Raw genomic sequence first — 11,556 nt, 5'->3', positions numbered from 1 at the left:
GAGCGACGAGACGACATCCACGAGGCCTTCCTCGGCCTCGCCACCTGCCTGATCACCCACCGACACGTCCAACGCCTTTGTTAGGACCTCTTAGGAGGGTCCCAAGGGGTCCTTAGGCGGCTTCCTGAGGGACTCAGGAGCCGGTGGTCGGGAGGCTCAGGAACAGGTCGAAGTAGGTGCCGACCGACAGGAGCAGCCCGAGGCCGCCCAGGACGGCGCCGGCGACGGCGACGGCGCGGACCCATGCGGGGCGCCGGGGCAGGGTGAGCACGAGGACGGCGACGACCAGGGCGAGGAGGGCGAAGACGCCGTTCACCAGCGCGGTGCCGTGCCAGGCGTCGCCGTAGATCTCGTGGATCTGCTGGGCGGGGGTGCCGCCGGCGGAGGTCTTGATCTGCCCGATGAGCGTCTCGCGCTCGGCGACGACCCTGCCGGTCCAGGTGCCGGTGAGGGCGACGGCGGCGAGGGCGGCGGAGACCACGGCCGCGGCGCCGGAGCCGACGCCGGTGGCCTCCGGGGAGGCCGCCTCCTCGTCGTCCTGCTCGTCCCCGTCCTGCGCGTCCTGCTCGTCGAGCGGGACGAGGGCGTCGTCCACGGCGTCGTCCACGGCATCCGCGGTGGTCTCGTCGGCCTCGTCGTGCTCGGTCGCCGCGGTCTTCTCGGCCGCCGTCTTCTCGGTCGCCGCGGTCTTCTCGGTCGTCTGGGTGTCCATGCGGCGCACGCTAGGGGGCCGACATGAGAGGGGGCTTAAGACGCCTTCGCCGCGCGCCACTCGGGAGCGAGGACGGCCCAGACCTCCGTGTCCGCGCGGGCGCCGCGGTACAGGTAGTTCTCCCGCAGCACGCCCTCCTTCGTCATGCCGAGGCGGCGGGCGACGGCGATGCTCGGGAGGTTCTTCGTGGAGGCGAGCCATTCGACGCGGTGGATGCCGCGCTCCTCGATCGCCCAGTCGATGATGACCCGGCAGGCCCGGGTGATCAGGCCCTTCCCGGCGGCGGAGGGCTCCAGCCAGCAGCCCGCCTCGGCGGTGCCGTTCTTGGCGTCGAAGATCCGGAAGAGGACGCCGCCGACGAGGGTGCCGTCGGTCCAGATGCCGTAGATGCGGCCGGTGTCGTTCGCGGCCTTCTCGGCGTACGAGGTGAGGTAGGCGCGGGCGGAGTCGAGGTCCGCGACGACGTCCGGGAGGCCGATGTGCTGTCCGACGAACTCCCGGCCCCGGTCCATGTGGGTGAGGAATTCCTCGGCCTGCCAGGGCTCCAGGGGCCTGAGCTCGGCACCGTCGTCACCCAGCGATATCGCGAACATCGTCGTTCCTCTCCTCCGCGGCCGGAGCCGGGGCCGGGGCCGTCACACGCTGTACGGGGATCTTCGCACGCGTGTCGGCGGCCTCGCGGCACTCGGGGGGTTCGATGCTGATCCGGGGCAGCAGCCGGTCGAGCCATTTCGGCAGCCACCAGTTCGCGCCGCCGAGCAGGTGCATGAGCGCGGGGACGAGGAGGGTGCGCAGGATGAAGGCGTCGAGGGCGACGGCCGCCGCGAGCGCGATGCCGAACATGGCGATGACCCGGTCGCCGGAGAGGACGAAGGCCAGGAAGACGGAGATCATGATGACCGCGGCGGAGTTGATCACGCGGCTGGTCTCGGCGAGTCCGACCCGGACCGCCCGCCGGTTGTCGCCGGTCTCCAGCCACTCCTCGTACATCCGGCTGACCAGGAAGACCTGGTAGTCCATGGAGAGTCCGAAGAGGACGGAGACCATGATCACGGGGAGGAAGGGCTCGATCGGTCCGGCGCTGCCCAGGCCCAGCACCTCGCTCCCCCAGCCCCACTGGAAGATCGCGACGACGATGCCGAAGGCGCCGGCGACGGCGGCGACGTTCATGGCGGCGGCCTTGAGCGGGATGCCGAGGGACCGGAAGGCGAGCAGGAGCAGCAGGCAGCCGAGCGCGATGACCACGCCGACGAAGAGCGGCAGCTTGCCGACGATGATCTCGGCGAAGTCGTCGTACGAGGCGGTGACGCCACCCACGTGCACGTCGAGGGAGGTGCCCGCCTCGGCGGTCGGGAGGACGTCGTCGCGGAGCCGGTCGACGAGCTCGCTGGTCGCCTTGGACTGCGGCGAGGAGTCGGGCACGACGGTGAGGACGGCGGTGTCCCCCGCGCTGTTGTACGTGACCGGGGAGACGGACGCGACGCCCTTGGTGGCGGTGAGCGCGGCCGGCAGCTGGTCGAGGGCGACCCGGTCGTCGGCGCCGTCGAGGCCGGCGACGAGGGTGAGGGGCCCGTTGACGCCCGGCCCGAAGCCGTCGGCGAGCAGGTCGTACGCCTTGCGCGTGGTGGCGGTGCCCGGGCCGTTGCCCTGGTCGGAGGTGCCGAGGTGGAGCGAGAGGGTCGGCAGCGCCAGGACGCCCATGACGAGGACGGCGACCGCGCCGAGGAGCTTGGGGTGCCGCTCGACGAAGGCGGACCAGCGGGCGGCGAAGCCGGTGGGCAGCTCGGGCTGCGGGCCGCGCTCGGCGAGCGTCCGGCGTTCGCGTCGTGACAGCGCCCGCGTGCCGATGAACGAGAGCAGCGCGGGCAGCAGGGTGACGGAGGCGGCGACCGTGAGGAGCACGGTGAGCGAGGCGGCGATGGCGACGCCGTTGAGGAAGCCGAGCCGCAGGATGAGCATGCCGAGCAGGGCGATGCAGACGGTGGCGCCGGCGAAGACGACGGCTCGGCCGGTGGTGGCGACGGCGGTCTCGGCGGCCTCGGCGACGGAGAGGCCGCGTTTGAGTCCTCTGCGGTGCCTGGTGACGATGAAGAGGGCGTAGTCGATGCCGACGCCGAGGCCGACGAGCATGCCGAGCATGGGGGCGAAGTCGGCGACGGTCATCAGATGGCCGAGGAGCACGATCCCGGAGTACGCGATGCCGACGCTGACGAGCGCGGTCGCTATCGGGAGCGCGGAGGCGGCGAGCGAGCCGAAGGCGAGGAAGAGGACGACCGCCGCGACGGCGACGCCGACGATCTCGGCGATGTGTCCGCCGGGGGCCTCGGTGAGGGCGACGGCGCTGCCGCCCAGCTCGACCTGGAGGTCGTCGGTCGCGGCAGCCCTGGCGGTGTCCACGAGGGCCCTGGCCTGGGCCTCGGGGATGTCGTCGGCCTGCGCGTCGAAGGTGACGGTGGCGTAGGCGGTGTGCCCGTCCTCGCTGACCTGGCCGGACGCGGCCCCGTCCCCGTAGGGGGAGGTGACGGCGGCGATGCCGGGCAGTTCGGCGACCTTGTCGAGCATGCCGCTGACGCGCTGCTCGACGGCGTCGGCTCGGACGCTGCCCCGGTCGCTGTGCCAGACGATGGTGTCGCTGTCGCCGCCGAGGCCGTGGAAGCCCCGGTCGAGGAGGGCGGTGGCCCGGCCGGACTCGGTGCCGGGGGCCTCGTAGTCGTTGGAGTACGCGCTGCCGGCGAGGGTCGCGCCGGCGGCGGTCCCTCCGAGTGCGAGGAGCCAGAGGAGAACGACGACGAGACGGTGCCGGAGGCACCACCGTGCGATTGCGGCCAAGGACGTGCTCCTGACTGGATCTGTACGCGCGCCCCCACTGTCGCAGCCAAACGTGATCGTTTGCCCGTTTCGTGGCGATCCTCACAGAGTGCGTCCCGGGCCGGGGGCCCACCTCCTCACCCCTGGCGTCCTGGCGCCATTCCAGTTTACGAAACCGATAATTCGGGAAAGCGGGGGCGTGTTAATTCCCGCACAATGCGCCATATTGCGCCGGGCCGCGCTCCATTGCCCGGCAGGTTAATTCACCCATACCCTCGTCCCAGGCTGCTCGACGAAATACTTGGGGGTGGTAATGAGGCTTCGGCTGATTTCTCTCTACTGTTCGACGACAGAGGACGACGGGGGTGAGGACGAACAGCGCCTGCTGGTCAACGGGGTCCAGGTGTGGGGCGCGGAGGCACCGGGCCTGAACAACAGGGAGACCGCGGACCTGTCCGCCGTCCCGCTGATCGACTTCAGCACACGCGCCCGCATCGAACTCTTCGACTCCGATTCCCCGGACGACGACGACCTCCTCGGCCGCTTTTACGCGGGGCGGTCCCAGGCGGGCCAGGGTGAGCTGGAGTACAAGTTCACCGAGGACGACGCGGACTACACGCTGACCTATGAGGTGCTCGCTTAGGCCCGCTTCACGGGCGAAGGGCGGTACAGCCGTCACGCGCCGGCCGTACCGCCCCGCCGTCCGGACGCCACCCCGCGTCCGGACGGCGCTTCGCGTCCGGGCGCCCCTCTCGCCCAGGCCGACGAGCTGTCCGGCTAGGACACCCTCCGGGGCTCGCGGTGCCCCGGGCCGGCCGGAGCGGTCGGCGCCGGAGCGGTCGGTGCCTGTGCGGTCGGTGCCTGTGCGGTCGGCTGGAGTCCCGTGAAGGCGGCACCGGCGAGGGCCCTCACGTAGTCGGTGTACTCCTCACTCGTCCCCGTCCCGTTGGGGTTGAGGGAGTACACCACACGGCGCTTGAGGTCGGGCGTGGCGAAGAACCCGTTCTCCCACCCGGGGCGGGAGCCCGTCTTGCCCCAGACGGTCACGCCGTTGCCGAGGGTGAGGCGCATCAGGCCGACGGGGGCGAAGCAGGCCTTGCCGCTGGTGCCGCAGTGCTTGTTCTGGGACGCGCTGGGGACCTCGGGGACGGAGAAGGCCAGTCTCTGCACGGCGGGCGGCAGGAGCCGACCGCCGAGGAGGGCGGTCAGGAAGCGGTCGAGGTCGGCGGCGGTGGAGATCATCCCGCCCTCGGCCCACGGGTAGGGGCTCTGCTCGGTGACCTCGTCCGCCCCGACGTACACCCGCGCGTGCGGGCTGGGGATGGTGATGTCGCCGGCGGCCGGGAGGCTGGTGTGCCGCAGCTGGAGGGGGCGCAGGATCCTCCGGTCGAGCTCCTGCCGGAAGGAGTTGCCGGTGACCTTCTCGACCAGCAGTCCGGCGACCAGCGTGTTGAGCCCGTTGTACTGCTGGACGGCGCCCGGCGCGGGCCGGTACTTCCGCCAGTCCTCGTCGGCGGCGGCGAGCGCGAAGGCGTCCCGCACCCCGTCGACCGGCGTGACGCTCTTGAGCCACCAACCCGGCCCGCTCTTCGGGGTGGGGGTCGGAGCGGGCGCCGGAAGCCCGCTGGTGTGATCCAGTATCTGGCGCACCGTCACCTCACCGTATTCGGCCGGGATCAGCTCCGGCAGGTGGGACCGCACCGGGTCGTCGATCCCTATCCTGTGCTCGGCGACGAGCTGCAGCGCGACCGTGTGGGTGAAGGCCTTGGACACGCTGCCGATGCGGAAGTGGGCGTCGGCCGACACCGGACCGGCGACGCCGGTCCACAGGGGCCCGCGACCCGGCCCGTCGACCCTGACCAGCGCTCCGGCCTGGTAGCCGGGCAGTGGGGTGAGCAGCTTCCGCAGCGGTTCGGCGTCGAAGCCGGAGGAGTGGGCGCGGAAGGTCGCCGTGGCCGTGGAGGGCGTGGCGGTGGTGGCGGTGGCAGCGGGGACGCCGACACCGAGCGTGAGGGCGACCGTGGTCGTACCGGCCACGACGAGGCGGCGCAGTGCGGGCGTGCGGTGTCGCATGGGAGTGCTCCAGAGGTGGTCGCCGTGAGGTGGGGGTGTGTCCCCCGAACGACCCCAACTCTGCCGTTTCCGCCGGTCGTCGGCGATCGGTGATCACCCCGAAACCGCCCCTGACCCGCCCCGGACGGCGACCCCGACTCCTGCCCTGACGCCACGGGGCCGGCAGACCGGAAAGACGCCCTCTAGGACCCGCCCGCCGCGACGGCGAACTCGCACCAGACGATCTTGCCGGGGTCGCGCGCGCCCACGCCCCAGCGGTCGGCGAGGGCGCCGACGAGGAGGAGGCCGCGACCCGACTCCCCGGACGGCTCGCGGACGGCCGGGGTGCCGTCGCCGCTGTCGTGGACCTCGACCCGGAGGGAGCCGGGGCGCTCCAGGTAGAGGTGGAGTCGGTAGCCGCGGCCCGGTGGGACGCCGTGCAGGAGGGCGTTGGTGGCGAGCTCGCTCACGCACACCAGTACGTCGTCCGCGCGTGCGTCCAGCCCCCAGTCGGCCAGCGCCTTGCGTGCGAAGTCCCGGGCGAGGGGAACGGATCGGCGTTCGCGGCGGTAGAAGGCCTCGCGGAAGAAGGGGAGTTGGTCGCTCATGGCGATCACGGTGGCGCCTCGCGCCCCACGCGCCCCAGGACGCGAAGCCGTACAAATTCTTTGTACGGGTCCGGAACGCGTCGAGTACGTACGGAGCGGGGAAGGCACCGCTCATGCAGCGCGGTACGAACTCCAGGAAGAAGGTCCCCTCATGGGAAGTGGTCGGCGCCCTGGTGGCGCTTTACCGGAAACAAGCGGCTCTGACCCAGCCCCAGTTGGCGGCGCAGGCGTGCGTGGCACTGGAGACGCTGGGGTCCATCGAACAGGGGCGGCGGGCGCTGCGGCTTGGGCTCGCGGGTGAGCTGGACGACATCCTGAACACGGGGGGTGCGCTGGCGGTGGCGGTCGGGAAGGCGCCGAAGAAGGAGCGGTATCCGGCGTTCGTACAGGAGTTCATCGAGCTGGAGGCACAGGCGCTCAGCCTCTGTTGGTACGAGAACGGGGTGGTCCCGGGACTGCTCCAGACCGCGGAATACGCCCGCGCGGTCTTCGACTGTCTGTATCCGCCGATCACCCCGCAGGAAGCCGAGGACCGGATGCTCGACCGGCTCGACCGCCAGCGGATCTTCGAGCAGAAGCCGTGGCCGCCGATGATGTCCTTCCTCCTGAACGAATCCGTCCTGGAGCAGCCCATCGGCGGCCGGGAGGTGCTGCGGGGGCAGATCCTCCATCTGCGCGAGATCGCCGAACTCCCCTTCCTCGCCCTCCAGATCATCCCGAAGTCACGGACGAAGCACGCGGGACTCAATGGGCCCATGGTGCTCGTGGAAACGCCCGCCCACGAACACGTCGCCTACATCGAGGGACAGCGGGTGAGCTTCCTCATCGACGACCCCGACGAGGTCGGCATTCTCCAGGCCAAATATGGAATGCTGCGGTCACAGGCCCTGACGCCCGAGGACACCATGGGCCTGCTGGAGCACCTGGCAGGAGAGACATGAACGCAGCAGCACTTTCGTGGTTCAAGTCCAGCTACAGCGGCAGCGAGGGTGGGAACTGCCTCGAAGTCGCCTACGACTGGCGCAAGTCCAGCTACAGCGGCGACGAGGGCGGCGCCTGCGTCGAGGTGGCCGCCCACCCCGCCGCCGTCCACGTCCGGGACTCCAAGCTCGGCGAGACCGGTCCCGTCTTCACCGTCTCCCCCACCGCCTGGGGCGCCTTCGTCGCGGAGGCCACGTGTTAGAGGAGTCCCTGACCGCCCTGGCCGCCGCCGGCGGCGGGGCCGTCGTCGCCGCCATGGCCACGGACGCCTGGCAGGTCACCCGGGACGGGGTCGTCCGGCTGTTCCGGGGGCGGGCGGAGGTCGAGGGGCGGCTCGACGAGGACGCCGCGCTCGTCGCCGGGGCCGAGGACCCCGACGGGGCGCGGCAGGCGCTCGTGCCCGCCTGGGCGCTGCGGCTGCGCGCCCTCCTCGCCGAGCACCCGGAGTGTGCCGAGGAGCTGCGCGCCCTGATACGGGAGGCCCCGGACGGGCAGCACTCCGTGCAGCACAACACCGCCCACGACCACGGACGCGTCTTCGGCGTCCAGCACGGGAACATCGTCTTCCACCAGAGCTCAGAGCCCCGCCCGGAAGCGTGACCCGTGAGCGTCGAGCAGCACGTCACCGCGCACTCCGGATACGCGTACGGCGTCATCGGCGCCGACATCCACGTCTTCGGCGACGGCTCTCCCGTCTACCTGCTCCAGAACTGGCGCCGCGCACCGGCCGCCGATCCGGAGTGGCTGCGGGAGTTGCCGAGCCGGATGCTCAACTCCCGTTTCGAGGTCGTGCCGTTCACGGGCCGGGACGCCGAACTGGCCGGACTGCGTGCCTGGCGCGACCAGGGACCCCGGCTCGCCGTCCGGTGGATGCACGCGCCGGGCGGGCAGGGCAAGACGCGCCTCGCCGCCCGGTTCGCCGACGCGACCCAGGACGAGGGCTGGCGGGTCGCCGCCGCGACGAACGGCCCCGGGTCCGTACAGCCACCGCCAGGGAGTCAGGACCTGACGACCGAGGGGCGCGACGGCGTCCTCCTGGTCGTCGACTACGCGGACCGCTGGCCGCTCACCCATCTCACCTGGCTCTTCAGCAACGCCCTGCTCCACCGGCCCGGGGTACGCGCGCGCGTGCTGCTGCTCGCCCGTACGGCCGACGCGTGGCCCGCCGTCCGCGCCTCGCTCGCCAACCTCCAGGCCGGTACGAGCAACATGGCCCTGGAGGACCTCCCCGACGGCGCCGGGATGTACCGGGCCGCCCACGACGCCTTCGCCGTACGGTACGGAGTCACGGCCGCGCCCGAGCCAGCTCCCCCGTACGGGCTGACCCTCGCCCTCCACATGGCCGCGCTCGTCTCCGTCGACGCGCAGGCGCACGGGCGGCGTCCGCCCGCCGATCTCGCCGGTCTGACCGTCTACCTCCTCGACCGGGAACACCTGCACTGGGGCACGCTGTTCGCCCGGGGTGACGGGCGGTACGCGACCCCGCCGCAGGCGATGAACCGGGCCGTGTTCGCCGCCGCGCTCACCGGGGCGGTCGACCGGTCCACGGGGTCGGCCGTCGTGGCGGAACTCGGAACCGGTCGATCCCCCGGATCCGCCCCCGGGCTCGGGACCGGCGGGCCCGCAGAAAGCACCCCCGCCCCCTCCCCCGGCCGCGTCCTCGACGACCACGCCTTCTGTTACCCGGCCGCCGAGCCGCAGCGCGGCACGGTCCTGGAGCCGCTCTACCCCGACCGGCTCGCCGAGGACTTCCTCGCCCTCACGCTTCCGGGGCACGGCGCCGACTACCCCGCCATGGAGTGGGCCCCGGAGGTCACCACCCGCCTGCTCGGGCCGCACGCCGAGCGCGCTGTCACCTTCCTGGCCGCCGCCGCCCAGCGCTGGCCGCACCTCGGGCCCCGGCACCTCTACCCGCTGCTCGCGGCCGACCCGGGACTCGCGCTCACCGCCGGTGGCGCCGCCCTGAGCACGCTCGCCGCGCTCGACGACATACCGGTCCGGCTCCTCTCCGCCGTCGAGGAGCGCTTCCCCACCCACCGCCATGTGGACCTCGACGCGGGCATCGCCGCCGTCACGCGCCGGATCGTGACGGAACTGCTGGCCCTCGACGACGGCCCCACCGCCCGTGCGACGGGCTACCACCACCTCAGCACCCGGCTCTCGAACGCCGGCCGGCTCGACGAGGCCCTGGAGGCCGCCCGGCTGAGCCTCGCCGCGCAGGAGGAACTCCCCGAGGACGTGCCCGCGCTCGCCACCGCCCTGGCCCGGCTCGGCAACTGCCTGGCCCTGACCGGGCGGCCCGAGGAGGCGGTGGCCGCGACCGAGGAGGCCGCCGCCCTGTTCCGGCGGCTCGCCGAGGCCGAGCCCGCGCGGTGGGACGGGATGCACGCGGGACTCCTCAACGACCTGGGCATCTGGCTGTCCATGCTCGGCCGGCACCAGGAGGCCCTGGCCCTGGGCGAGCGGTCGGTCGCCTGCTGGCGCCGGATCGTCGCCGCCGACCCCGTACACGAGGAACACCTGGCCGGGGCCCTGCACGGGCTCGGCAACTACCTCTCCGCACTGGGCCGTTGGGCCGAAGCGGCCGACGCGAACGCCGAGGCGATGCTGATCTGGCTGCGACTGGCCGAGCGGGACCCCGCCGCCCACGAACCCGACGTCGCCCGGTCGCTCGTCAACCACGCCAACCACCTGGCCGCCCAGGGCCGGCGGGCCGAGGCCCTGGAGCTGTCGCGGCAGGCGGTGACCGTCCTGCGCGCCCTCGCCCGGGTCAACGCCGCCGCGCACGAACCGGACCTCGCCATCGCGCTGACCAGCCTGGGCGCCGACCTCGCGGAGGCCGGACGGCTGCCCGAGGCCGTGGACGCGACGGCTGAGGCCGTCGCCATCCGTCGCCGCCTCGCCTCGGGCAACCTGGCCGCCCACTCCCAGGGACTCGGGCAGTCCGTGTCGAACCTGGCCTACTTCCTGCTGGGCATGGGCCGTCCGGCCGAGGCCCTGGCCGCCGCCGAGGAGGCCGTCTCCCTCCGTGAGCGCCTGTACGCCGAGCAGGCGGACCCGCACCGGGCGGATCTGGCCCAGTCGCTCTCGAACCTGGGCATGTGCCTGGAGGCGGCCGGCCGGCGCGCCGAGGGGCTCGCCGCGACCCGGCGGGCCGTGGAGCTGTACCGCGCGGCGCACGACCGGAACCCGGCCGCGTACGCCTTCGACCTGGCCCGGGTCCTCGGCAACCTCGGCCGTTTCCTCGCGCTCGACGGGCACTGGGAGGAGGCGCTCGCACCGGTCGTCGAGGCGCTCGTCCTGGCGGAACGGTCCGCCGCCGCGAACCCGTCCGCGTACGAGACGCTCCTCGGGCACCTGCGCCGCACCAGGGACGGCTGTCTGCGGATGCTGGGCCGCCCGGCGGCGCGTTGACCCCGGGCAGGCCGGACGGGCAAGCTGAACAACTGTCAAACTCTGGTCCTTGGGGGGAACTTGAGCAACACGGCACACCACATCGGCCCCGACTCCGCGCCCGACCGGTACCGGCTCCTCCGGTCCATCGGGCGCGGTGGCGAGGCGGTGCTCTACCTCGCGGAGATCGAGCTCGCGGGCGGCACCGAGCCCGTCGTCGTCAAGGTCCTGGACTCCAAGACGACCATCACGCCCGAGATCTTCGAGCGGGTCAGCGACAAGTGGAACGAGCAGGCCGAGCTGCTGCGCTTCGTCAGCCGGCCCGGCGTCGTCGGCGTACGGGAGCACTTCCAGGGCCCGCCGATCCACCGGCCCGGCGAGTCCGGGACCCTGACCGGCCGGGCGCTGGTCCTCGTCATGAACCACGTCGACGGCCTCGACCTGCGCGACTGGCGGGCCGAGCGGACGCTGGACACGCCCGGTGAGCGGCGCGAGGTCATGCGGACCCTCGAACAACTCGCGGACGTCCTCGACTGGCTGCACTCCGGCAGGGCCACCCCGTCCGGCCGTACGGTCGTCCACGGCGACCTCTCCCCGGGCAACGTCATGGTCGACGAGCACGGGCAGGCGACCCTGGTCGACTTCGGCCTGAGCAAGCTCACCGCCGATCACCAGACCGCCGAGGTGTGGTTCACCCCGGGGTACGCGGCGCCGGAGGTCTTCGAGGGCAGGCGCACCCCGGCCACCGACCGCTATGCCTTCGGTGCCATCGCGTACTTCCTGCTCAGCGGCCAATCCCCGCCGACCGCGCCCGAACAGCTCGCCGCCGCGCTCCGCGCGCTGCCCCAGATCGCGGCGCTGCCGGAGGACCAGCGCGCCCGGGTCCTGAGCATCGCGGCGGCCGAGGTTGGTGAAGCGGTCGACGGAGGCCTTGGTGTGCAGGAACATGATCACGCGCCCGTCGCGGGCGGCGATCTCCGTGGCGGTGGCGAACTTGTCGGC

10 protein-coding genes and 1 pseudogene are annotated in these 11,556 nt (G+C 72.6%); 6 read left to right on the top strand and 5 right to left on the bottom strand.

Features of this window, described 5'->3' with window-relative positions:
- Positions 1 to 133 precede the first annotated feature (133 nt).
- Genes ABZ318_RS36785 through ABZ318_RS36775 form a run of 3 tightly spaced genes read right to left on the bottom strand, consistent with a single transcriptional unit; the run spans position 134 to position 3,541 of the window.
- On the bottom strand, positions 134 to 712 hold the full coding sequence (locus tag ABZ318_RS36785) for a hypothetical protein (protein WP_356906782.1): 579 nt from the start codon (positions 710 to 712) through the stop codon (positions 134 to 136).
- Between the two features lie 35 nt (positions 713 to 747).
- The gene (locus ABZ318_RS36780; RefSeq protein WP_356906781.1) at positions 748 to 1,305 is read right to left on the bottom strand and encodes a GNAT family protein; all 558 of its coding nucleotides are present in this window, start codon (positions 1,303 to 1,305) and stop codon (positions 748 to 750) included.
- A complete protein-coding gene (locus ABZ318_RS36775) occupies positions 1,283 to 3,541 on the bottom strand; it encodes an MMPL family transporter (protein WP_356906780.1) in 2,259 nt (752 codons plus the stop codon). The genes ABZ318_RS36780 and ABZ318_RS36775 overlap by 23 nt, the downstream gene beginning before the upstream one ends.
- Before the next feature lie 292 nt (positions 3,542 to 3,833).
- Here ABZ318_RS36775 and ABZ318_RS36770 point away from each other — a divergent pair, with 292 nt between their 5' ends.
- Positions 3,834 to 4,163 carry a hypothetical protein gene (locus ABZ318_RS36770; RefSeq protein ID WP_356906779.1) on the top strand — a complete coding sequence of 110 codons (330 nt, stop codon included), beginning with the start codon at positions 3,834 to 3,836 and terminating at the stop codon, positions 4,161 to 4,163.
- Positions 4,164 to 4,297: 134 nt separating this feature from the next.
- Here the strand turns inward: ABZ318_RS36770 and ABZ318_RS36765 are convergent, their stop codons facing one another.
- Both ABZ318_RS36765 and ABZ318_RS36760 read right to left on the bottom strand, forming a co-directional pair.
- Positions 4,298 to 5,593 carry a serine hydrolase domain-containing protein gene (locus ABZ318_RS36765; protein ID WP_356906778.1) on the bottom strand — a complete coding sequence of 432 codons (1,296 nt, stop codon included), beginning with the start codon at positions 5,591 to 5,593 and terminating at the stop codon, positions 4,298 to 4,300.
- A gap of 182 nt (positions 5,594 to 5,775) precedes the next feature.
- The gene (locus tag ABZ318_RS36760; RefSeq protein ID WP_356906777.1) at positions 5,776 to 6,180 is read right to left on the bottom strand and encodes an ATP-binding protein; all 405 of its coding nucleotides are present in this window, start codon (positions 6,178 to 6,180) and stop codon (positions 5,776 to 5,778) included.
- Positions 6,181 to 6,293: 113 nt separating this feature from the next.
- Between ABZ318_RS36760 and ABZ318_RS36755 the strand changes: the two genes are divergently transcribed.
- From ABZ318_RS36755 to ABZ318_RS36735, 5 genes and pseudogenes are all read left to right on the top strand, one after another.
- Positions 6,294 to 7,121 (top strand): Scr1 family TA system antitoxin-like transcriptional regulator, encoded by an 828-nt coding sequence (locus ABZ318_RS36755; protein ID WP_356906776.1) that lies wholly within the window; start codon positions 6,294 to 6,296, stop codon positions 7,119 to 7,121.
- Complete coding sequence (locus ABZ318_RS36750; RefSeq protein WP_356906775.1) at positions 7,118 to 7,363, top strand: DUF397 domain-containing protein; 246 nt, start codon at positions 7,118 to 7,120, stop codon at positions 7,361 to 7,363. Before ABZ318_RS36755 ends, ABZ318_RS36750 begins: the two co-directional genes overlap by 4 nt.
- Entirely contained in the window at positions 7,357 to 7,761 is a 405-nt protein-coding gene (locus ABZ318_RS36745) for a hypothetical protein (RefSeq protein WP_356906774.1), read from the top strand. Before ABZ318_RS36750 ends, ABZ318_RS36745 begins: the two co-directional genes overlap by 7 nt.
- A 3-nt stretch (positions 7,762 to 7,764) precedes the next feature.
- The gene (locus ABZ318_RS36740; RefSeq protein ID WP_356906773.1) at positions 7,765 to 10,575 is read left to right on the top strand and encodes a tetratricopeptide repeat-containing protein; all 2,811 of its coding nucleotides are present in this window, start codon (positions 7,765 to 7,767) and stop codon (positions 10,573 to 10,575) included.
- Positions 10,576 to 10,635: 60 nt separating this feature from the next.
- A pseudogene (locus ABZ318_RS36735) lies at positions 10,636 to 11,382 on the top strand (serine/threonine-protein kinase); the annotation flags it as partial.
- Positions 11,383 to 11,556 lie beyond the last annotated feature (174 nt).

Source organism: Streptomyces sp. NPDC006197, from assembly GCF_040613865.1.
In the GTDB taxonomy this organism is placed as follows: Bacteria; Actinomycetota; Actinomycetes; order Streptomycetales; family Streptomycetaceae; genus Streptomyces.
The sequence above is the reverse complement of the archived record's forward strand: the minus strand, read 5'-3'. Positions and strand labels throughout refer to the sequence as shown.